The organism is Halomonas sp. THAF12 (genome assembly GCF_009363675.1).
In the GTDB taxonomy this organism is placed as follows: Bacteria; Pseudomonadota; Gammaproteobacteria; order Pseudomonadales; family Halomonadaceae; genus Halomonas; species Halomonas smyrnensis.
The window spans coordinates 2,114,139-2,137,284 of sequence record NZ_CP045399.1 but is presented as its reverse complement, the minus strand read 5'-3'; the positions used below and the strand labels follow the sequence as shown (position 1 = coordinate 2,137,284).

Genomic DNA, 23,146 nt, shown 5'->3' with positions numbered 1-23,146 from the left:
CTGACAGTACTCCTATGGCTGACGCTTCCCACAGCACTTCGCATCCGCGCGCTTCTTCCGCCCCCGCCGACGACGAAATCGACCTGGGGCGCCTGTTCGGCCTGCTGCTCGATCACAAGTGGTGGATCATCGGCATTACCGCGGTGTTTGCCGTGGCTGGCGTTGCCTATGCGCTGCTGGCGACGCCAGTGTATCGCGCCGATGCTCTGGTGCAGGTCGAGAAGAAGGCCGGGATGAGCAACCCCCTTGAGGACGTGAAGTCGATCCTCGGTGAGGAACCCTCGGCGGATACCGAGGTGGGTATCCTGCGTTCACGCATGGTGCTCGGGCGCGCAGTGGACCAGCAGCAACTAACACTGCAGGTGACCCCGAAGCGCCTGCCGGTGGTCGGTGATTTTCTGGTGCGCCATGGCATGGAGCGCCCCGGGTTCGCCGAGGCCAGTGTGTGGGCCGGCGAAGCGATCAATGTCGCCAAGTTCCAGGTGTCGCCGATGTTTATCGACGAGCCGTTCGAGCTAACGGTGCTAAGCGAGAATCGCTACCGGCTGAGCCTGGAAGACCGCGAGTTGGGTGAGGGAAAGGCCAGCACCGACGAGTCATTCCTGGATGGAAGCGTGCAGCTACGCGTCGCCGAGTTACAGGCCGGCGAGGGTGCGACCTTCACTCTGCAGAAGTCCTCGCGGCTGGCGGTGATCAATGACCTGCGTTCACGTTTCGGTGTCAGCCAGCAAGGCAAGGACAGCGGCCTGCTGGACCTGTCACTGAGCGATACCGACCCGCAGCGCGCCGCCCGAGTATTGGATGCGATCAGCGAGGTCTATCTGACCCAGAACGTTCAGCGTCAGGCCGCCGAAGCGGAAAAAAGTCTCGAGTTCCTTGAGAATCAGACGCCCCAGGTGCGTGAACAGCTTCGCCAGGCGGAAGATCAGCTCAACTCTTATCGCACCGAGCGCGACAGCGTGGACCTGTCGATGGAAACCGAATCGCTGCTCGAGCGCATCGTGGACCTCGAGAAGCAGCTAAACGAGCTTTCCTTCACAGAGGCGGAAATCTCTCGGCGTTTCACCACCAGCCACCCGACCTACCAGGCCTTGCTCGAGAAGAAGCAGCAGCTGCAGAACGAGCGCGACCAGCTCGAGGAGCGCGTCGACAGCCTGCCCGAGACGCAGCAGCAGGTGCTGCGGATGAGTCGAGACGTCAAGGTCAATCAGGAAGTCTACGTTCAACTGCTCAACAAGATGCAGGAGATGAAGATTGCTCGGGCCAGTACGGTCGGTAACGTGCGCATCCTGGACGAGGCCGCCGTGCAACCGGCACCGGTCGAGCCCAAGAAGCCGCTGATCGTGGTGCTGGCCACGCTGCTGGGCGGCATGCTCGCGGTGGGCCTGGTGCTGGTGCGCGGTCTGCTGCGCCGCGGCGTGGAGTCGCCCGAGCAGATCGAGGACGCCGGCATTCCCGTCTACGCCACGGTGCCGCTCTCCGACGAGCAGGGTAAGCTGATCAAGCGCGTCAAGCATCGCAACGACAAGAGTGGCCAGGACATCAGCTCCGGCATCCTCGCCGAACGGGCGCCGGCGGATACTGCCATTGAAGCGATTCGCGGCCTGCGCACCAGCCTGCACTTCGCGATGCTGGAGGCCGGTAACAATCTGCTGGCGATCACCGGCCCCAGCCCGGGCATCGGCAAGAGCTTCGTTTCCATCAACCTCGCCGCGGTGTGCGCCCAGGCCGGGCAGAGGGTGCTGGTGGTCGATGCCGATATGCGCAAGGGCCATGTGCATCATGCCTTCGGCGGCCGCAGCGAGGGTGGCCTTTCCGAGCTTCTTTCCGGCAAGGCCGCGCTGGCCGACGTGACGCGTTCCGGTAGCATTGAAGGGCTTGACTACATCTCACGCGGCAGCGCTCCGCCCAACCCTTCCGAGCTGCTGATGCAGGAACGCTTCAGCCAGTTTCTGGCGGATATTCGTGAGCAATATGACCTGGTGGTCATCGACACGCCGCCGATCCTGGCCGTGACCGACGCGGCGGTGATCGGCAAGCAGTGTGGCACTACCCTCATGGTGACACGCTTCCAGATGAATCCTGTTAAGGAGCTGGAAATTGCCAAGCGCCGCCTCGAAACCACCGGCGTGCCGGTCAAAGGCGCCATCCTCAACGCCATGGAACGCAAGGCGGCCACCAGCTACGGCTACGGCTACTACAACTACGCCTACAAATAAGCCCGTTTAGTGAATCGGCTGCCAGCCCGCGTCGGCTGATAGCTCATCAACAAGCCTCAGGTCATACCCTGGCCGAGCCTCAAAACCACACAATGGCCCTCCAGCACGGCATATCTCCGCCTGGGGGCTGGCCCGTCAGACGAACAAGAACGAAGCAGCGATATAAGCAACACCACAGGCTCCAATGTCGGCTGCTCTATAGGGAAGGGCAACATGCCGGCATCCATCACGAGCCTGCCTATAACAAGAAAATACGGATCGTGAATAACACGTTTTATCAGCTCATGATGAGCAAGGGATACGCATGGATACCATCAATCCACCCCTGGAGCGCCAACGTCGGCATTCCCGGTTCTTCGAACGCCTGCTTTTCAGTTACAAACTGCAACTGCTCCTCGGCCTCTGCATCGCTGTACTGGCTCCAGCCCTTTGGCACTGGGGGTGGGGTTTCTGGCAGCAGGCTCCCACTGCTCTTTGGGCAGCGCTGACCGGCACCGCCATCGCCTATACAGTATCGATTAATGCGGTTCAGCGTCTCGCCCGCCTTCCCGGCACCAAAGCCTCGCTGCTGATTATACCCAGCATCAGCATTTGTTACGGATTGCTGGTTCTGGCACTGGTGGCGCTCGGCATCGAATATTCCGTTCTGCACGTATTCATTAGCTATCTTGTTGCGCTGGTGTATTGCGGTGGCGGCTACCTGCTTGGTGCTCGTTTCCGCATTCCCAAGCTAGCGGTAGTGCCTTTCGGTAAGGCGCCTGAGCTTTGCCATAACCATGGTGTGGACTGGCGAGTGCTTGATGTGCCTGACCTCGACCAGACCCGTATTGATGGCGTGGTTGCCGACCTGCGTGGTGACATGCCGGAAGAATGGGAACGCTTCCTTGCCAATTGCACTATCCACCGTATTCCCGTCTATCACGCCACCAGTGCCTTCGAAATGTTGAGCGGGCGCGTGCAGCTGGGGCACCTCTACGAGAACCGTTACGGCAGTCTTCAGCCTGATGAAGGCTACGAAGTCATCAAGCGCGGGCTTGACTTCCTGGCAGCCCTGGTGCTGATGCCCATCGTGTTACCGGTGATGGCCATCACGGCTGTGGCGATTCGAATGGACAGCCCCGGCCCAGCTATCTTCAAGCAGCAGCGCATGGGGTTTCACTGCCGACCCTTTATCGTCTACAAATTTCGCAGCATGTATACCGACCAGAAGGGTGCGGGTTTCACCGTCGATGGGGAGGACCCTCGCATCACTCGTGTCGGTAACGTTATCCGTAAATACCGCATCGATGAGCTGCCCCAGCTGTTCAATGTGTTGAAGGGCGATATGAGTCTGATCGGTCCGCGCCCCGAATCCATGAATCTGGCGGACTGGTATGAGAAGGATGTGCCGTTCTTCCACTACCGTCACGTGGTGCGCCCCGGCATTTCTGGTTGGGCCCAAGTAGAGCAGGGCTATGCCGCCGAAGTGGAAGGCATGATTCGCAAGCTTGAGTACGACTTCTACTACATCAAAAATTTCTCTTTCTGGCTTGATGTGCTAATCGTGATTCGTACGCTCAAGACGATGTTAACCGGGAGCGGGGCGCGATAACCGCCCACTTATCGCGATAATTTCGTAAAATCATGGGGTTACAGGTGGTGATTTTGCAATCATGCGGACCGCCCTGCAACATTGCGGGGCGTTTGACGAAACGGCCTTTCCCGCATTGTTGCATCATTGGGCCTGTACCTTTGCGGCCATCGGCACTAGCGTAATTCGCAAGATGGCGGGCCATTCCCGCATTATTGCTGCGGATTTCGCGAAACGGGCGAAGCTACAAGAATGCGGTGACAGCCCTCCTTCTTGTGGCCTTCACCCATCGACAGTCAAGGACGATAGAAATATGTGCGGCATCGTCGGCGCTATTGCACGGCGTAATATCACCCCCATCCTGCTCGAAGGCCTCAAGCGGCTGGAATATCGCGGCTACGATTCCGCCGGCATGGCAGTCGTCCGTGACAGCGAACTCCAGCGCGAGCGGGAATCCGGCAAGGTGGCTGGGTTGGAAGCGGCTCTCGCGGATCGGAACCTGTCCGGCCAGCTGGGCATCGCCCATACCCGCTGGGCCACGCACGGCAAACCCTCGCGGCACAACGCCCATCCCCACCTCTCCACTGCCAGCGTAGCGGTGGTGCATAACGGCATCATCGAGAACTTCGAGCTGCTGAAACAGCGCCTGCAGGAGCAGGGTTATTGCTTCCACTCTGAGACCGATACCGAAGTCATCGCTCACCTGTTCGATGCCAATTACCGGCAACAGCCGCGTGATGATGCCTCACGGCTTCTGGCCGCCTTCCGCGCCACCTTGGCCGAACTCGACGGCGCCTACGCCCTGGGCATCGTGCATCGTGACTATCCCCAGGAATTACTCTGTGCCCGCATGGGCAGTCCACTGGTCATCGGCGTTGGCAGTGGCGAACACTTCATCGCCTCCGACCCGCTGGCCCTGCTCCAGGTCACCGACCGCTTCATCTATCTGGAGGAGGGTGACCACGCTCACCTCACCGCCGACACCTGCGAGATGTTTTCGGAAACACTCGGCGATGCCGGAAGATCTAAGCCGGTCTACGACGCCGGACGCTTGGGGTCAGTCCCCAGTGCCAGATCGAACCTATCAACACAGCCAGTCAGCAGTCCGGTTCAACCTGCGGGGTCTGACCCCAAGTCTTCCTCCGGATGCTGGTCACCGGTCCGCCGCCCAGTGCAGCGTTTCGAACACGGCGACCAGGCCGCCAGCAAAGGCGACTACCGCCACTTCATGCTCAAGGAAATCCACGAGCAGCCCGAGGTGCTCACCCGCACCCTGGCCGACAAGCTGACTCCAGAGGGCCAGCTACTCACCGCCGCGTTGGGCCCCAAGGCTGCCGAGCTGCTGCCCCAGATCAAACAGGTGCAGATCGTCGCCTGCGGCACCAGCTACCACGCCGGTCTGGTGGCCCGCTATTGGATCGAAGGGCTGGCCGGGCTGCCGTGCAGCGTGGAGGTGGCCAGCGAGTTTCGCTACCGTCATGTGGCGGTGATGCCGGGCACGTTGTTCGTCACGCTTTCTCAGTCCGGGGAAACCGCCGATACCCTGGCCGCGCTGCGCTTTGCCAAATCGGCGGGATATCTGTCCACACTAGCCATCTGCAATGTGCCTGGTAGTTCGCTCTTTCGCGAAAGCCAGCTGCGGCTGATGACCCACGCCGGCCCCGAGATCGGCGTGGCCTCCACCAAGGCTTTCACCACCCAGCTGGCGGTTCTAGCCTTGCTGGCACTGGTGTTGGGGCGTGAGAGCGGCGAAATGAAGGAAACTGCAGTGGAGGAGGCTTTCGCCGCCCTCCAAGTATTACCCCAGCAGGTGCGGCAGGTACTGGAGCTCGAGCCGGCTATCGCCGAGCTGGCCAACGGTTTTGCCGACAAGCGCCATACCCTGTTCCTCGGCCGTGGCGTCCATTACCCGGTGGCCATGGAAGGGGCGCTCAAGCTCAAGGAGATCTCCTACATTCACGCCGAGGCCTATGCCGCCGGCGAGCTAAAGCATGGTCCCCTGGCGCTGGTTGACGACGAGATGCCGGTGGTCACCGTCGCGCCAAGCGACGAACTGCTGGAGAAGCTCAAGAGCAACCTCCAGGAAGTGCGCGCTCGAGGCGGCCGGCTGATCAACTTCGTCTGCCAGCAGGCGGGTCTGAATAATGATGACGGTATCCGTAACCTGCCGCTGCCCAAGGCAGATGAACTGGTCACACCGATCCTCTACAGCGTGCCGCTGCAGCTGTTCAGTTACCACGTGGCGCTGGTCAAGGGCACCGACGTGGATAAGCCCCGTAACTTGGCCAAATCAGTCACTGTTGAATAGTAGCGGTGGTTGGTTCAATGAACCGTTGTCAGAAAGCCGCAGTGTAAAAAAGCCGCAGTGTAAAAAAGCTATGTACCCATTGTATGTTGCTTAGTGCGCGCCACTGCCTCATGAAGAAAGTGACTCGGTCCTATCGCTCTGATGTAGCACTACAGTATTCGTCTCCACCCGAAGTAATTGACGGGGTAACGTCTGACGAAACCATGGAACCGACGCATGTGCTAAGCATTGACGTTTTGGATATGGAAGGCCCCCCGCGTAGACGCGCTGTCCGGGGCTGACATGCTCCACCTGGTGAGTGATAGCTATAACGACGTAGGCCTCGATTCCAGCCCAAAGGGCCAGCTGGACGGCAGTAGCACACGCAGTGGGTACAGGCGGCTGTTTTCGGCAAGGTATCGTGGAAGGGATTCTGGCGAGGCGACTGGAGAATGTGTTTCTTTGGGTATTGAGGCATGGGAGCTGACTCAAGCTGTACTGGCGGGTGGGGGGATGCGAGCTAACTCAGTAGACGTTATCCTTTTAAGGTAACTCCCCAACACGCATCGGGGACATAGCCTAAAAAACACTGGGCTAATAAGTGTGATAGGCGCTTGTTGATCATAAAATGAGATGTGCATTCAGCTGAGTAAGTTCTATATATCTCGTATAGATGAAGCGAGGATTTGTCCTGGTAATGGAAACAGCTTTAAAGAAAAGCATTAAGTTTAGTTTTGTCGGCGCGTCTTCACGTTATATTTTCCAAGTTTTGTCAATGATGGTGCTTGCCCGGCTGTTGTCTCCTAGTGAGTTTGGGTTATTGACAAGTGTAATGATAGTAGTGGGATTTGGATTTTTAATTTTGCAGGTCGGTGGTGCAAGTATCGTTGCATCATCTCCTGTGGAAGATCTTGGCAATAATCTGTCAAGTGCAATATATATAAGCTTACTCTTTCTGCTTTTCTATCTATTTGCAGTTGTAGTATTTTTTGATCAAGTATCTATTTTTTTTTCTATTGAAGACAAACTCTTCTTTTCGTTCATGCTCATTTCTACTGTTTTTCGCACTTTCAGTGGCCCTCTTGAAGGGGCATATGCGGCAAGGGGGAGGTTTAAAGAGATTGCAAAATGTGAGTTTTACAGCTACTCTTTTGGATATTTTTTTATTTCGTGCTCGCTTGCTTATTTCGGTTTTGGCTACTGGGCTTTGGGGCTTGCCATATTTTTCCAGGCAGCCCTATACTTAGTGCTTCTTAAGTTAGGGTATAAGCATGAAGTTTTTAAAGTAGTTAAAGCTTCATTGATACATAAAAATTTAAAATTTGGTTTTGGTGTGCTGCTTGCCAGAGTCGCTAGTTTTTTTTCAAGTCAAGGAGATAATATAATAATAAATAAATACATGGGGAGTTATGAGCTTGGCGTTTATGGTCGTGCTTATCAACTTATGGTAGTGCCCACAACATTTGTTGGGCAAGTAATGAATAGGGTTCTCATTCCCAAGATGAGCCAAGAAAGTGCAGAGTCCTCACGGGTTCTTTTCTTTAGATTTCAATTGCTAGCTTTTATAGTTTCTATTTCTATATTTTTAACGATACTGTGGAAAGGTAACTATTTTGTTCGTTTGGTGCTCGGTGAAGGTTGGGGTGATTTGGTTCCCGCTTTGACGATCTTGTCAGCTTCAATATTCTATAGACTTTGTTTTAAATTTTGTGAGTCTAAGATTATATCCGGGAGAAAAAGCCGTTTTTTGCTTTACAGTAATGTGATTTATGCGGCAGCAACAATTTCGTTCTGTTTCTTGATGAAAGATAGCGGAATAGTTGGCGTATCTGCGGCAGTTACCCTTTCCACTTTGTTGTACAGTTTTACGATGTTGCATTTTTCATATTCAAAAGAAAAGCTTTCATGGCATGTGAAGGTTGTTTTACTCAACACTTTTTACACATTGTGTTTTGTGACGACATCCTACTTCTTTGGGTTAGTGGACTTCATCTTATGAAGAATGTATATGCTAGTTTGATTTTTCCTTGCTTGTTTTTTTTCCTAATCCTATCTTGGTTGCTTATTGGAAATCCATTTATCGGGTTGTTTATAAACCTAGCTGCGACATTTCTTATTTATAGCTACTCCAAAGGCTTTTTTTATCATCCGGCAGCTTGGGGAAGTTTGTTTATTTCAACATATAATCTAAGCATTGTTATATTGCATTTCTTGGGCTTAAGAGTAGTAAAAAATCTTAATGAGTTAGTCCTCATTAATCTGATTGCTCTTGCTGGATTCTTGTTGCCTCTACTGCTACTGACAAAAAGTGGTGGGCTAAATCTCAAATGGGGAAATAACGCTTCAACTAGTCTTTCCAAAGCATTATTAGTTATTTTCTATGGAGTTACCTTTCTTGTTTGTCTGGATTTTGTTTCTTCAGGGGCAAGCGTAAAATCACAATATGATAGTAAGTTATTGCCCTTTTTCAATATTGCGAATTTTTATGCCGCACTGTATATATGTTTCACATGGGGCGTGAAAAGGAAAACTCCCACATTTTCCTTGGTTTTTCTTTTTTTATATTTGTTATTTGCATCGTTGCTTTTGGGGGAAAGAAATGTTTTCTTTAGTTATATGGCATTGGTCACAGTCTTGGTGTTTGTCTTTAACCCTGGCAAAGTGAGTTGGGGTTATTTAATCTCATTTGCGGTAATTTTGCTAATACCAATACTGGGGGAATATAAAAATTTTTTCACAAGGAGTAGCTTTAATGAAATTGAATTTTCGAATATCTTTATTGATCTGCTGAATGGTGAGTTTAGAAGTGCTGGCTTTAATATTGATGTAATACTAAATAATTTTAGGGATTATAAATATGGATCAAGCATTGTAGGAGACTTGTTAAGATCTTTGGTTCCTGGCTTTGTTTACGATTTTCAAAATAGCGTCGGCTGGTATAACAATGAGTACCATCCACATCTAGTTGAAATTGGTAGAGGGTACGGTTTTTCATTGGCCGCAGAAGGGTATATTAATTTTTCTTATTTCGGTGTTTTTATATGGTTTTTAATCTACTCATGCATTGTCTCGAGCCTTTATAATTTATCACAAAAGTCTCCGTATTTTTTAGCTATATATTCTGCTTCAATCCCATCGTTTATTTATTCGCTTCGAGGAGATTTTTCGACGCTGCTTTCGCCCCTCATAAAAGGTGCACTGCTGCCATTGGTTCTGTTTTTAATTCTTAGACTGATGTTAAAAAATCTAGGGGTCTTGTATGACACAAAAAAATCTTCTTGTTGTTACTGAAGTGGACTTTGTTGATGAGGATTGTGGGTTTCGTAACTCTTCAGTAAATATAATTTTTTCTGAATATTTGAGGCACTTTGATAATGTGCACGTTTTCTGCCCCTCCCACTTGGAGGGTATTAAATCCTTCAGTGGGATAAAAATTCATGGTGTTAAGCAGTATTCAAAAAAGCTTTCTGATAGGTTACGGTTTTTGTTTTCATTGGAACAAAAGAAAAGATTGAGGAAGATTGTATCACATAATGATATAACTCATCTTCAAATCAGGGTTCCTTCTATTTTTTCTTTAAAATCCTATTCTTTGCTTCCGAGAGGAATGAGCTCTAGTTTTTATGTTGCTGGTGACTGGGTTGAAAGTTTTAGTGAGAATTATGGATTTATAGGTAGCAAAAAAGTTGCTCGTTTACTTAATGGGTTTATGGTGAAAGGGTTTCGAGGAAGAAAAATAGTTACAGCCGGTCGTGCTTTGTCGGAAAAATATAAAGAATATTGTCTAGCAGCACATCCATATATGTCGACTACTCATCACAGCGTTACTAAAGATGCTGCTAACGATCTTCATGAAATATGTTATTTGGGTAGGCTAGAGCCTCTTAAAAGAGTATGCGATGCTATTCTAGCCGTAGACGTAGTGTTGCGAAAAGGATACAGTGTCAAGCTTTACATATGCGGTGATGGAAAAGATAGGCTTAAACTACACGAGCTTGTCAAAGAGAAAGGTTTGAAAGGACATGTTGTCTTTATGGGGCAATTAGCGGAAAGGGCTGATGTTGAAAGTGTCTTATCTAATTCTGGTGTTGTAATACTTCCATCAATTTCAGAAGGAACTCCAAAAGTGCTTGCCGAGGGGATGAGCTTTGGCTGTATACCTATCGCTATTCAAGATGTCGGAAGTATTAATGATATAATTACACATGAAGAAAACGGACTTCTTGCAGATCCTCGCTCACCGGAGAGCCTGGCGGAAAATATAGTAAAAATCATACAAGACCCTGTCTTGGCTAGTGGTTTAAGGAAAAGGGCGTTAAGGTATGCTGAAGAGCACACTATTCAGCATGAAGTAAAAAAACTTTGGGATTTTGTTCGGGCCAATGAAGATTAACTTTCTTGTTAACTCGCTACACAAAGGAGGCGCGGAACTTGCTCTCGCCAGTATAGCAAGTGATTTGTCTAGCCGGCATGATGTGGTGATTTTTTATATTGATGAAGAAGCTGAGCCGATTTCAACCAAAGGTGTTAAATCAAAAAGGTTAGGTATTTTTTCGGGAAAAGGGTTTTATGTAAGAGTTGGCAATTACATTGTTGCATTGCTTCGTTTGGCAATAATGAAAAAAAGAAGTCCTGCTGAACTGTATTGCAGTTTTTTGCTATATTCCAATTTGGTTAATTTTTTTTCATCGCTATTGTCTGCGCATAATTTTTTTGTCTTTTCTGAAAGAACTTTTGTTCTTGATAGAATGAACAAAGTTAGTGGTTGGTTTGTTAAGAAGTTGATTAAAGTTGTATACTCTCGGGCTAAGAAAGTTGTTTGCGTTTCTTCTGGTATCAAAGACTATCTATTAAAAGTAGGAGTGCCTTCTGAAAGGTTGGTTGTAGTACCCAATCCCTTGATTAATGCTCCAACCTGTCCTGCTCGATTTTCTGAAGAGTCTTTGTTTTCAATATTTTATATTGGTCGACTACATAAGGTTAAAAATCTTACGCTTTTAGTTGAGGCCTTTTCGCACCTCAGTCCCGAAACTTATCCTTATCTAACCATTATCGGCGATGGTGAAGAGAAAAAGAATATCTTAAACTTCGCTAAGGAAAAAGGTGTGGCGGACAGGGTAAGGTTTTGTGGATTTTGTGAAGAGCCATTTGAAAAAGTTGGTTCTAACCCTATTTTTGTTCTGCCTTCCTTTAGTGAGTCATTTGGTAATGTTGTTGTCGAGGCGTTGAGTTTTGGGTCTCCTGTTTTAATATCTAAGACAGCGAAAGGTGCTGTTGAAGTTTCTGGCGATTTTTTTGACGATTTAAAGTTCGATCCTTATAACGTTGCTAGTATAATTTCCTCTATTAAAAAGGTTTCGCGCTCAAGTGAATACAAAAGCTATGCTAAAAAAGTTAAGTTTCGATATGCCCAGTTGTTAGATAAGCTTCCTCATGAAGAGTATGAAAAAGTTTTTTATCAGAGCGCTAAAGGTGATTTTTGATTTGTGTCGTGATGGTAACGATGCCTGTCAAGCTTGTTGTAACTTGGAATCAGGCGGCTTCTAATCGCTGATCGCGTTGAACCAGCGGGTCTTCCTGGTCCGGGTTCAGCCAGACCGTCCGACGCGGTGCCCAGTTGCGAGTGGCGCCGCTCCACCTACCGGGATGTTGCCGTTTCGCATCAGCATAGATGGCGTCTCGCTTGGCCAGCACTTCATTATCTTGATCAGCATGCCTCTCACCTGGGGTGACGACAGCGAAAACGCATGAAAAACCGCTCTACGACGGCCTTCGTAGCTCTTTACCAGTAGGTGTAGGGTCCCGGATGATCGAATCGCCTATAGAAGTTATGAAGTGACCCCCTCCATAGCTGCACAGGGTATAGTGCAGTCATCAGGAGGACAGGATGAGCGACGACAACCCCATCAAACGATGGACCGCGAAGCGCAAGGCTGCCGTGGTTATGGACATCTTCAAGGGCAAGACCACGACGGCTGAAGTGGCTCGCCAGTACGATCTCACTGTCTCTGAGGTCGAGGGCTGGATCGATGAGGCCCAGCGCAGCATGGAAAACGGGTTCAAGGCCCGCCCCAAGGACATCCGTGAGCAGTATGAATCCGAGCTCCGGGAGACCAAGGAGGCACTGGGCGAGGCCCATGTGCAGATCTATGCACTAAAAAAATTCAAGCGCCTGCTCGACGAGGACGAGAACTCGTAAAGTCGCTGCAGGCGCAACTGGCCGAAGAAGGCCATGGGTATCGCTCGTTAAGCTCTGCCGCTGGTTGGGACTCCCGCGGCGAAGCCTGTATTACCGGCCTAAGTCGCGACAGCGTGTCATCAATACCGATCTGGCAATGCGGGTGAAGTTGGCCTTGGAACAGTTCCCGACCTATGGCTATCGCCGCCTGGCATGCGTCCTGGGTGAGAACCGCAAACCGATCCAGCGCATCCTGCAGCTCAAAGGCTGGCAGGTGCGCAAGCGGCCTCAGGGCTTTCGACCGCGTGCCAAAAGCCTTCCGTCCGTTGCCTCGAGGCCTGATGAGCGATGGGCGACTGATCTCACCCACGTGTGGTGTGGCAAGGATCGGCGGGCCAGCCTGGCGGTGATCATCGACTGCTGCACACGAGAGATCCTCGGCTGGCGATTATCGGACAATGGCAGCAGCAAGACCGCGGAAGCGGCGCTGGAGGAAGCGCTGATCTATCGGCTCGGAGTGCTGGGGCGTGTTCAGCAGCCATTAGCCCTTCGCTCCGACAACGGGCTCGTTTTCAGCAGTCGCCACTACACGGGCACTGTGAAGGCCTATGGCCTGACCCAAGAGTTCACGACGCCGTATACCCCAGAGCAGAACGGGCTCGTCGAGCGCTTCTTCCGTTCCTTGAAGGAAGAGTGCATCTGGCTCCATCGCTTCGAGTCGCTGGGCCAAGCCAGGGTCGTGATTGACCGCTGGATCCGGTACTACAACGAAGAGCGTCCACATCAGTCTTTGAACTATGTGGCACCCCGAGCACACCTCGCATTAACTGGATGAGGTGTGCAGAAACCAGGGGGTCATTACAAGACACATTACATCGAGCATCGCCTGATCAAGCCAGGGCGGCCTCAGGCGAACGGAATGGTCGAGCGCTTCAATGGCCGTATCAGCGACGTGTTGGCGACACGGCGCTATACCTCGGGCGAAGACCTGGAGCAGACGCTGAAACGCTACATGTGGCTGTACAATCACCACATCCCGCAGAAGGCGCTGCACCACCAATCACCGATTGTGGTGATGAAGGAATGGCAGGCCAAACGACCTGATTTATTTACCAAGCGGGTGGTCAATCACATGGGACCCGACAAGTAGGGGCTAATATGATCATCTAACGGCTTTTGCTCATAGATGACCCGATGCTGACACCTTCTCTTATGCGCCATTTATCGATCGTTCCTGACTTCCGCCAGGCCTGGAAAGTGCAGCACCAACTGTCGGATATCTTGTTTCTGACCGTCTGTGCAGTTATCTGTGGTGCCTAGGACTGGGACGAAATCGAGGATTTTGGCCACGCGAATCTGGATTTTCTTCGCCAGTACGGCGATTTTGAGGCTGGCGTTCCTAGCCATGACACCTTGTCCAGGGACATGGCCCTGGTGAATGCCGAGCAGCTACAAAGCGCATTCGCTGAGTGGATGAAGGCCCGCCACGACGTGACGGAGGGCGCAGTGGTGGCCATCGATGGCAAGATGCTGCGTGGGTATTACTGCCGAGGGAAGGGCAAAGGGGCGATCCACATGGTCAGCGCCTTCAGCGCGGCGAATGGTGTGGTGCTGGGGCAGGTCAAGACGGCGGAGAAATCCAACAAGATTACGGCGATTCCCGAGCTGATAAAGTTACTCAATCTGCAAGGCTGCCCAGTGACGATTGATGCGATGGGCTGCCAGAAAAAGATCGCCACGCAGGTCCTTCAGAAGGGCGCCGAATACCTGCTATCGGTCAAGGACAACCAGCCGACCTTAGCTGATGCCTTTGAAGCCGCGTTCCCCATGACGAAGGTGGTCAATTTCGTGGGGGATGCGTATGTTACGGACGAAAAGCACCGAGGCCGACAGGAAACGAGGTACCATATTGTCAGCGAGGTTGCTGAAGAATTTCAGGAACTTAGCTACGAATGGCCAGGATCAAAAACGGTGGGTGTGGTCATGAGCTTCCGGCAAGAAGGTGATGAAGCTCCGGAGGCCCCGATGATCCGCTACTACATCAGCTCGGCCGACCTGAGCGCCAAGAAGCTTGCCGAAGCGGCTCGCCAGCATTGGCATGTGGAGAATAAACTCCACTGGCCCCTGGACGTGGCGCTCCGTGAAGATGCCTGCAAAATCCACCGTGGTCAGGCCGCCGAAAACCTCGCCAGGGTCCGGCATATTACTCTGAATTACCTGAAAGAGGAGAAGACTTTCAAGGGCGGCATCCGGCGCAAGCAGAAGAAAGCCGCGCTGGATGAGACCTATCTGGCAGACATTCTCGTGGTGTGAGAGTTCTCATGCGCCCTCCCTGAGGGCCGCCGAACCACCTCAGCCGATGTGGTCTTGCCCTTTAAGATGTCCATGACCACGGCGGCCTTGCGCTTGGCGGTCCATCGCTTAATCGGGTTGTCGTCGCTCATACGGTCCTCATGATGGCTGCACTATAGCCTGTGCAGCTATGGAGGGGGACACTTCAATGTGGCACCCATAGCACACCTCGTATTAACGAAATAAGTTTTTCAGAAACTAGGAGGCGTTACAAGGCTAATTAACAGCTTGTGTGAGATGGAACGAGAAGGATGACATTAAGTGTTTCTTGTTATTTGTATTGGTTAATTTTCAAATGTATGGTGAAGGTTGTGAAAGTTGTTTTTTTGGCAAATAGTTTTTGGTATTTGAAAAATTTTAGATCTTCTAGTCTTGAAAGATTCTCGGAGTTTTCAGATACCACTTGTATGGCTCCAGAGACTGGTGGCGTCGATATTGAAAGCTGTTCTTTGGGTAAGTGTAGACAGATTTATTTAGATCCGACAAGTGTAAACCCTTTAAAAGAAGCAGTTTCTGTGCTCTCAATTTTGGTTCGCTTTCTTATAGAGCGCCCTAAGGTTGTTTTTTCTTTTAACCCTAAAACTAATCTGTACTGCTTGGTTGTATGTTGGTTGCTGCGTATACCCTGTGTGCCAAATGTTTCTGGTGTGGGTGTGGCCTCACAGTTAGATGGCGTCAAAGGGAAAATATATCGTTTCTCATCTGGTTTTTTTTATCGTCGAGCATCACATGTTTTTTTTCAAAATTTTGACGATTATGATGCCTTTGTTAAATTGGGCTGGATTGATCCGAAAAATGCAGAGGTTATTCCTGGGTCCGGGGTGGATTTAAATAAGTTTCAACCCAGTCGTAAAGCTGACAAAAAATTTCGATTTTTAATGGCGTCTAGGTTAATCAGGCCCAAAGGGGTGGTTGAGTACTTGCAAGCTGCTCGCCAAGTAGTGGGCGATGGCCTGGACTGTGAATTTATTTTGGCAGGGGTTAAGGACGACTCAGATCGTGTGATTAATGATCAAGAAATTTCGGCTCTATGCGATAGCTCAAAAATTAATTATGTGGGGCACGTTGAAGACATGCCACATCTTCTTGAATCCATTGATTGTGTAGTGCTGCCTTCCTATTATCCTGAAGGTGTTCCTCGTAGTTTAATTGAAGCAGCTGCGTCGGGTAAGATAATTATCACTACTGATTCGCCAGGCTGCAGGGAAGTGGTTGAAAGTGGAAAAAATGGTATTTTGATTAATGCACAATCTGTGCCCCAGCTTTCTGAGGCCATGAAATATCTTGTGCGACTTTCTGGGAATCGTATTCAAACCATGAAGTCCTTTTCTCGTAATTTAGCAGAAACACGTTTTGACGAAGAAATTGTTATTCAGCGCTATTTAAGAGTGGCTAAGAGTGTGGCTGGGTGCTCTTCATTTGTTTTTGAAAATCCGTCGGAGTGATTCTCTGATTTCAATCGTAACGCTACTGAAAGTGATAGAAGCCAGGGTGCATTACTTTGGATGCGGAAGTGCTCATGCTACAATGTGATATTCAGGTCTCAAAAGCTTACGGGCTGATCCCAAACTCCAGAGCAGTACAGGTTATAGTGCAGATCTCGAGTGGAGCTTCAAGTTGGCGCTTGAGCCGTGCGTTATCGTCACCCAGAGCTTTTCGCGCGCTGGAGTATTTTGCTTCTGCGTGACCTCGGTCTTGTATCTTTGGGGTTCGTGGGCATGGGTCTTCTTCATCGACTCTGCTTTCTGCTATGGATTAGCCTGTCTCACTGTTATTTCTGAATGAGGTTTTTACTCCTGTGGGTAGGATCAAAGGTCAATCTCTATAAGAAGTCTCAAGTGAGTGATCATAATGAAAAAAACGCTGTTCCATATTGGCAATATTTAAATTTTTTATACATGTAAGGATGTTGGATGATTCAAAAATTAGATGTTGACAGTGTGCGGTTAGGAGTCATTGGCCTAGGATATGTGGGCCTTCCGTTGGCGGTGGAGTTCGGCAAGGTGATGCCCACCCTAGGGTTCGATATCAATTCCAAACGCATTAGCGAGCTGCGTGATGGTATTGACCAAACACTAGAAGTTGAGCCGGAATTGTTGGCCAGTGCCTTGCAGTTAAGCTTTTCGAGTGACCTCGAGGTGTTGCGTGCGTGCAATGTGTATATCGTCACGGTTCCCACGCCGATTGACGACAGTCGCCGGCCGGACCTGACACCTCTGATCAAAGCTAGCGAGACCCTCGGCCAGGTGGTGGGCGAGGGCGATGTGGTGATCTATGAGTCCACCGTTTATCCAGGTGCGACCGAGACCGACTGCGTGCCAGTGATCGAGCGGGTCTCGGGGCTGACCTTCAACCGCGACTTCTTTGCAGGCTACAGTCCTGAGCGCATCAACCCGGGTGACAAGGAGCACCGGGTCGCCACCATCAGGAAGGTCACTGCTGGCTCGACCCCGGAGGTGGCAGACTTCGTAGATGCGCTGTATAGCCGAGTGATCACCGCCGGCACCCACCAGGCTAGCTCCATTGCCGTGGCCGAGGCGGCCAAGGTTATCGAGAACACCCAGCGCGACATCAACATCGCCCTGATCAACGAACTAGCGGTGATCTTCAATCGTTTGGGGATCGACACCGAGGAGGTGCTGGAGGCCGCTGGCACCAAGTGGAACTTCCTGCCATTTCGCCCCGGCCTGGTGGGGGGGCACTGCATCGGCGTGGACCCCTACTACCTGACTCACCGTGCCGAGCAGGTGGGCTATCACCCCGAGATAATTCTGGCTGGGCGGCGTATCAACGACGGTATGGGGGGGTATGTCGCCAACCAGCTGGTCAAACAGATGATCAGGCGGCGCATCCATGTGGATGGTGCCCGGGTGCTGGTGATGGGGCTGACCTTCAAGGAGAACTGCCCCGACCTGCGGAATACCCGAGTGGTGGATATCCTCAGCGAGTTGGGCGACTACAACGTGACGGTGGATACATACGACCCGCAGGTCGACAAAGATGAAGCTGAGGCCGAGTATGGGATTCGCCCCGTGGAGCGCCCTGAGGAAGGCGCCTACGACGCCGTCGTGCTAGCAGTGGCGCACCGCGAATTCCTCGAGCTGGGTGCTAAGGGCATTCGTGCCTGGGGCAAGCCCGAGCATGTGCTCTACGACTTGAAGTACCTGCTGCCCAAAGAGGCGGTGGATCTTAGGCTGTGAGCAGCCAAGCGAAATTATCTAGGGAATAGCGAATGAAGATTCTAGTAACCGGCAATGCCGGCTTTATCGGTTTTCACGTCGCCAAGCGCCTACTGGAGCGGGGCGACAGCGTGGTCGGCTTCGATGTGGTCAACGACTACTACGACACGACCATCAAGGAAGCACGGTTGAAGATCCTCGAGGAAACCGCGGCGCGGACCGGCAGCGAATACGTCTTCCTGCGCGAGGATCTCGCCGACCAGCAGGAGGTGAACACTGCGTTCCGCGAACACCGTCCCGAGCGGGTGATCCACCTTGCCGCTCAAGCGGGGGTGCGCTATTCGCTGGAGAACCCCCACGCTTATGTGCAGAGCAATTTGGTGGCCTTCACCAACATCCTAGAGGCATGTCGGCACGAGAGGGTTCAGCACCTGATCTATGCCAGTACCAGCAGCGTGTACGGGGCTAATACCAATATGCCCTTCTCGGAGCACGAGAGCGTCAACCACCCGCTGCAGTTCTACGCTGCCACCAAGAAGGCCAATGAGCTAATGGCGCACAGCTACAGCCATCTGTACCGCCTACCAACCACGGGGCTTCGTTTCTTTACCGTCTATGGTCCTTGGGGACGTCCAGACATGGCGCTGTTCCTGTTTACCAAGGCGACTTTGGCCGGAGAGCCGATTTCGGTATTCAACCACGGTCACCATACCCGCGACTTCACCTACATCGACGACATCGTCGAGGGGGTGGTACGCGCCAGCGACGACGTGGCGAAGGCCAATCACGAGTGGAGCAGCGACGCACCGGACCCGGCGACCAGCAACGCGCCCTACCGGATCTTCAATATCGGTAACAATGATCCGGTGAAGCTCTCCGCGTACATCGAGGCCATCGAGGAAGCGCTGGACAAGAAGGTCATCAAGGACCTGTTGCCCCTGCAGCCGGGCGATGTGCCAGACACTTATGCCGACTCCACCGAGCTGGAGAGTGCGGTGGGTTATAAGCCCGCTACTCCGGTGAAGGATGGCGTCTACAACTTCGTGTCCTGGTACCGCGACTTCTACCAGGTCTGAAGCGAGAACTCTGCTTAATACCCGGCACTGGTAGATAGCAAACTCCCAGGAGTGGGGGGGGGGGTTAATTTGGTTACCTGGATTCATAGAATAACCGCAGCACTTTGGACCACGAGGTAGAGGCGGGAGGGGCAGCGCCGGTACCCTTCTCGGCTCACCTACCAAAGTGAAGCAGAGCATGGGATACCGACAGCTGACCCAGACCCAACGATACCAGATCTATGCCCGTCATGACGTGGGTATGAGCCGACGTCAGATCGCCAGAGAGCTTGGCATCCACAACAGCACGGTCAGCCGGGAGCTGCGCCGAAACGCCACCGACAGCGGTTACGATCCTGAGCAGGCACAGTCCTGCAGTGATCATCGGCGACGCACTGCCTGGAAGAGGACAAAGCGCTTGCCCAGCATGATTGCCGCTGTCGTCGACCGGCTGCGCGAGGAATGGAGCCCAGAGCAGATCAGCAGCTTCATGGCGCCCTTGTCTGGCGTCGGCGTCAGTCACCAGTGGATCTACTCCTTGATCTGGGATGACAAGGCCCACGGTGGCGATCTCTGGCAGCACCTTCGCCAGCCCAAGCGGCGGAGCAAGCACCGGGCTCAGGCGAAGAGCGCAGGACTCGGCAAGATTCCCAACCGCGTGGGCATCGAGCATCGCTCGGCTGAGGTCGACGACAGGCGCTTCATTGGCCACTGGGAGGGTGACACCGTGGTCCAGGGGCACAAGCAATCGGGCCTAGTGACACTGGTCGAGCGACGTAGCGGCTATCTGCTGGCGGCACGGTTGCCCAGGCTGTCGGCGGAGCTGACGCAAAAGGCCATGATTCGGCTGCTAAAACCTCGCCGCGGTGCGGTTCAGACCATCACCCTGATTAACGGCTCGGAATTCGCTGATCACGAGACCGTGGCCCAGGCGGTAACGGCAGCGACGTACTTCTGCGATCCCTACTGCTCCGGGCAGCGAGGGACCAATGAGAACACCAATGGCCTGATACGACAGTACTTCCCCAAGGGAACGGACTTCAGACGGGTCACCGATGCCAAGCTGCGCAAGGTGGTCGAGAAGCTGAATGACCGCCCCCGAAAGCGTCTCGAATATCGCACACCGGCACAGGTGTTCCTGGGAGAATATTCAGGCGCCCTGGATACCGCAGGTGCTGCGCTTGTTGCTTGAATTCAGGTTATAATCTCGTTGCGCCCGGTTTATGGATCGGGTGCCTTAGGTTCTGGGCGGAGAGTTGGTGGGTACTCGACGAAGCCATCTTGTCCTAAAGAGAGCTCTCGAAATTGAGTTGGGATTTAACGGGTAACAGGGAAATTGGTAGCGGAGTAAAGGAATGAAAGTCACTATTTTTGGCTCTCCGTAGGTCCGCGTGAAACAGGCAGGGCCCATAAGGCAGGTAAGATTAGAGAAACGTCGGTGAATCCGAGTAAGCTGATATTCGCCAAAACGTCAGCCTAAGGACACCGCCGTTGCCTTGGATGCTACCTGTCTGGTCCTGCATGGTTAACCACCCGCTTCGTAAATAACTGAGGGCGCTTGGCCTGCCTGAAGTGACTCCTCCATAGCTGCACAGGGTATAGTGCAGCCATCAGGAAGACCGTATGAGAGATGACAACCCCATCAAGCGATGGATCGCCAAGCGCAAGGCCGTCGTGGTCATAGACATCTTCAAGGGCAAGATCACAACCGCAGAGGTGGCTCGCCAGTTCGATCTCACCGTGTCTGAGGTCGAGGGCTGGATCGATGAGGCCCAGCCCAGCATGGAGAACGGGGTCAAGGCCCGCTCCAAGGTCATCCGTGAGCAGTACGAATCCGAACTTCGGGAGACCAAGGAGGCACTTGGCGAGGCCTAACTGAAGATCTATGCGCTATAAAAAATTCAAGCGCCTGCTCGACGAGGACGAGAATTCGTAAGGTCGCTGCAGGCGCAACTGGCTGAGTAAGGCCATGTGGTATCGCTCGTTAAGTTCTGCCGCTGGCTGGGGTTCCCCGGCGAAGTCTGTATGACCGGTCAAGCCGCGACAACGCGCCATCAATACCGATCTGGCAGCGCGGGTGAAGTTGGTCTTGGAACGGTTCCCTACCTATGGCTATCGCCACCTGGCATGCGTCCTGGGTGAGAACCGCAAGCCGATCCTGCGCATTTTGCAGCTCAAAGGCTGGTAGGTACGCAAGCGACATCAGGGCTTCCGACCGCGTGCCAGGAGTCTGCTGTCCGTCGCCTTGAGGCCTGATGAGCGATGGGCAACCAATCTCACCCACGTATTGTGTGGCAAGGATCGGCGAGCCAGCCTGGCGGTGGTCATCGACTGCTGCACGCGAGAGATTATCGGCTGGCGATTGCAACAGCAAGATAGTGGAGGCGGCGTTGGAGGAAGCGCTGATCTATCGGCTCAGGGTACTGGGGCGCATTCATGCCCCCCCCCACCGTCAAGCTAGTTGGAACCTCGTCACGCCCCATATCGTTCAGAGTCTAACAGCCGCTGAGGCTCCAACTAGCTTGACAGTGGGGGCGAGGCACGTGCCGAGAGACAGGGAAAACGCATGAAAAACCGCTCTACGGCGGGCTTCGCAGCGCTTTACCAGTAGGGGCTAATATGGTCATTTAACGGCTTTTGCTCATAGATGACCCGATGCTGACACCTTCTCTTATGCGCCATTTATCGATCGTTCCTGACTTCCGCCAGGCCTGGAAAGTGCAGCACCAACTGTCGGATATCTTGTTTCTGACCGTCTGTGCAGTTATCTGTGGTGCCTAGGACTGGGACGAAATCGAGGATTTTGGCCACGCGAATCTGGATTTTCTTCGCCAGTACGGCGATTTTGAGGCTGGCGTTCCTAGCCATGACACCTTGTCCAGGGACATGGCCCTGGTGAATGCCGAGCAGCTACAAAGCGCATTCGCTGAGTGGATGAAGGCCCGCCACGACGTGACGGAGGGCGCAGTGGTGGCCATCGATGGCAAGATGCTGCGTGGGTATTACTGCCGAGGGAAGGGCAAAGGGGCGATCCACATGGTCAGCGCCTTCAGCGCGGCGAATGGTGTGGTGCTGGGGCAGGTCAAGACGGCGGAGAAATCCAACAAGATTACGGCGATTCCCGAGCTGCTAAAGTTACTCAATCTGCAAGGCTGCCTGGTGACGATTGATGCGATGGGCTGCCAGAAAAAGATCGCCACGCAGGTCCTTCAGAAGGGCGCCGAATACCTGCTATCGGTCAAGGACAACCAGCCGACCTTAGCTGATGCCTTTGAAGCCGCGTTCCCCATGACGAAGGTGGTCAATTTCGTGGGGGATGCGTATGTTACGGACGAAAAGCACCGAGGCCGACAGGAAACGAGGTACCATATTGTCAGCGAGGTTGCTGAAGAATTTCAGGAGCTTAGCTACGAATGGCCAGGATCAAAAACGGTGGGTGTGGTCATGAGCTTCCGGCAAGAAGGTGATGAAGCTCCTGAGGCCCCGATGATCTGCTACTACATCAGCTCGGCCGACCTGAGCGCCAAGAAGCTTGCCGAAGCGGCTCGCCAGCATTGGCATGTGGAGGATAAACTCCACTGGCCCCTGGACGTGGCGCTTCGTGAGGATGCCTGCAAAATCCACTGTGGTCAGGCCGTCGAAAACCTCGCCAGGGTCCGGCATATTGCTCTGAATTACCTGAAAGGGGAGAAGACTTTCAAGGGCGGTATCCGGCGCAAGCAGAAGAAAGCCGCGCTGGATGAGATCTATCTGGCAGACATTCTCGCGGTGTGAGAGTTTTCATGCGTTTTCCCTGGTCTCGGAGGTCAGGGATATTCATTTGCTTGAGCTTGCCGCTGATCTGCTCGGGGGACAAGCACTGACGCAGCATGTGCTGAATCAAGACGAAGCGTGGACTTCCAGGAAGCAGCTTGTGAAGTGACCCCCTCCATAGCTGCACAGGGTATAGTGCAGTCATCAGGAGGACAGGATGAGCGACGACAACCCCATCAAACGATGGACCGCGAAGCGCAAGGCTGCCGTGGTTATGGACATCTTCAAGGGCAAGACCACGACGGCTGAAGTGGCTCGCCAGTACGATCTCACTGTCTCTGAGGTCGAGGGCTGGATCGATGAGGCCCAGCGCAGCATGGAAAACGGGTTCAAGGCCCGCCCCAAGGACATCCGTGAGCAGTATGAATCCGAGCTCCGGGAGACCAAGGAGGCACTGGGCGAGGCCCATGTGCAGATCTATGCACTAAAAAAATTCAAGCGCCTGCTCGACGAGGACGAGAACTCGTAAAGTCGCTGCAGGCGCAACTGGCCG

Annotated in this window: 14 protein-coding genes and 6 pseudogenes; 17 read left to right on the top strand and 3 right to left on the bottom strand. The window is 52.7% G+C overall.

What is annotated here, in order from left to right; translation table 11 throughout:
* Window positions 1–14: 14 nt before the first annotated feature.
* From FIU88_RS09805 to glmS, 3 genes are all read left to right on the top strand, one after another.
* Entirely contained in the window at window positions 15–2,219 is a 2,205-nt protein-coding gene (locus tag FIU88_RS09805) for a polysaccharide biosynthesis tyrosine autokinase (RefSeq protein ID WP_152479092.1), read from the top strand.
* A gap of 304 nt (window positions 2,220–2,523) precedes the next feature.
* Window positions 2,524–3,810, top strand: a complete 1,287-nt coding sequence (locus tag FIU88_RS19415; RefSeq protein WP_172977698.1) for a sugar transferase — start codon at window positions 2,524–2,526, stop codon at window positions 3,808–3,810.
* A gap of 292 nt (window positions 3,811–4,102) precedes the next feature.
* The gene (gene glmS, locus FIU88_RS09790; RefSeq protein WP_253742811.1) at window positions 4,103–6,097 is read left to right on the top strand and encodes a glutamine--fructose-6-phosphate transaminase (isomerizing); all 1,995 of its coding nucleotides are present in this window, start codon (window positions 4,103–4,105) and stop codon (window positions 6,095–6,097) included.
* Window positions 6,098–6,249: 152 nt separating this feature from the next.
* On the opposite strand, the pseudogene FIU88_RS19410 reads toward glmS, so the two are convergent.
* A pseudogene (locus FIU88_RS19410) lies at window positions 6,250–6,388 on the bottom strand (IS1595 family transposase); the annotation flags it as partial.
* 385 nt (window positions 6,389–6,773) lie between these two features.
* Here FIU88_RS19410 and FIU88_RS09785 point away from each other — a divergent pair.
* The 4 genes from FIU88_RS09785 to FIU88_RS09770 are packed head-to-tail and all read left to right on the top strand — an operon-like array spanning window position 6,774 to window position 11,559.
* Window positions 6,774–8,075 (top strand): oligosaccharide flippase family protein, encoded by a 1,302-nt coding sequence (locus tag FIU88_RS09785; protein ID WP_172977697.1) that lies wholly within the window; start codon window positions 6,774–6,776, stop codon window positions 8,073–8,075.
* Entirely contained in the window at window positions 8,072–9,367 is a 1,296-nt protein-coding gene (locus FIU88_RS09780) for an O-antigen polymerase (RefSeq protein ID WP_172977696.1), read from the top strand. The genes FIU88_RS09785 and FIU88_RS09780 overlap by 4 nt, the downstream gene beginning before the upstream one ends.
* Complete coding sequence (locus tag FIU88_RS09775; RefSeq protein WP_152479089.1) at window positions 9,336–10,469, top strand: glycosyltransferase family 4 protein; 1,134 nt, start codon at window positions 9,336–9,338, stop codon at window positions 10,467–10,469. Before FIU88_RS09780 ends, FIU88_RS09775 begins: the two co-directional genes overlap by 32 nt.
* Window positions 10,459–11,559 (top strand): glycosyltransferase, encoded by a 1,101-nt coding sequence (locus FIU88_RS09770; protein ID WP_152479088.1) that lies wholly within the window; start codon window positions 10,459–10,461, stop codon window positions 11,557–11,559. The genes FIU88_RS09775 and FIU88_RS09770 overlap by 11 nt, the downstream gene beginning before the upstream one ends.
* 49 nt (window positions 11,560–11,608) lie before the next feature.
* Here the strand turns inward: FIU88_RS09770 and FIU88_RS19405 are convergent.
* Window positions 11,609–11,809 (bottom strand): annotated as a pseudogene (locus FIU88_RS19405) (hypothetical protein); the annotation flags it as partial.
* Between the two features lie 154 nt (window positions 11,810–11,963).
* Between FIU88_RS19405 and FIU88_RS09765 the strand changes: the two are divergent.
* From FIU88_RS09765 to FIU88_RS09725, 9 genes and pseudogenes are all read left to right on the top strand, one after another.
* Window positions 11,964–12,275, top strand: a complete 312-nt coding sequence (locus FIU88_RS09765) for a DUF1153 domain-containing protein (RefSeq protein ID WP_152479082.1) — start codon at window positions 11,964–11,966, stop codon at window positions 12,273–12,275.
* Window positions 12,276–12,339: 64 nt separating this feature from the next.
* Window positions 12,340–13,404: pseudogene (locus FIU88_RS09760) on the top strand (IS3 family transposase).
* A gap of 44 nt (window positions 13,405–13,448) precedes the next feature.
* Window positions 13,449–14,567, top strand: a pseudogene (locus FIU88_RS09755) (ISAs1 family transposase).
* Window positions 14,568–14,857: 290 nt separating this feature from the next.
* Entirely contained in the window at window positions 14,858–16,051 is a 1,194-nt protein-coding gene (locus tag FIU88_RS09750; RefSeq protein ID WP_152479087.1) for a glycosyltransferase family 4 protein, read from the top strand.
* 468 nt (window positions 16,052–16,519) lie between these two features.
* Entirely contained in the window at window positions 16,520–17,806 is a 1,287-nt protein-coding gene (gene tviB / locus FIU88_RS09745; RefSeq protein ID WP_152479086.1) for a Vi polysaccharide biosynthesis UDP-N-acetylglucosamine C-6 dehydrogenase TviB, read from the top strand.
* A gap of 32 nt (window positions 17,807–17,838) precedes the next feature.
* Window positions 17,839–18,861, top strand: a complete 1,023-nt coding sequence (locus FIU88_RS09740; RefSeq protein ID WP_152479085.1) for an NAD-dependent epimerase — start codon at window positions 17,839–17,841, stop codon at window positions 18,859–18,861.
* 178 nt (window positions 18,862–19,039) lie between these two features.
* Window positions 19,040–20,032: an IS30 family transposase gene (locus FIU88_RS09735; RefSeq protein WP_152479084.1), complete on the top strand. Its 993-nt coding sequence runs from the start codon at window positions 19,040–19,042 to the stop codon at window positions 20,030–20,032.
* Window positions 20,033–20,463: 431 nt separating this feature from the next.
* Window positions 20,464–20,715, top strand: a complete 252-nt coding sequence (locus FIU88_RS09730; RefSeq protein ID WP_152479083.1) for a DUF1153 domain-containing protein — start codon at window positions 20,464–20,466, stop codon at window positions 20,713–20,715.
* Between the two features lie 780 nt (window positions 20,716–21,495).
* Window positions 21,496–22,614: pseudogene (locus FIU88_RS09725) on the top strand (ISAs1 family transposase).
* 22 nt (window positions 22,615–22,636) lie between these two features.
* On the opposite strand, the pseudogene FIU88_RS09720 reads toward FIU88_RS09725, so the two are convergent.
* A pseudogene (locus FIU88_RS09720) lies at window positions 22,637–22,759 on the bottom strand (IS30 family transposase); the annotation flags it as partial.
* Window positions 22,760–22,810: 51 nt separating this feature from the next.
* On the opposite strand from FIU88_RS09720, the gene FIU88_RS09715 reads away from it, so the two are divergent.
* Window positions 22,811–23,122: a DUF1153 domain-containing protein gene (locus FIU88_RS09715; protein WP_152479082.1), complete on the top strand. Its 312-nt coding sequence runs from the start codon at window positions 22,811–22,813 to the stop codon at window positions 23,120–23,122.
* Window positions 23,123–23,146 lie beyond the last annotated feature (24 nt).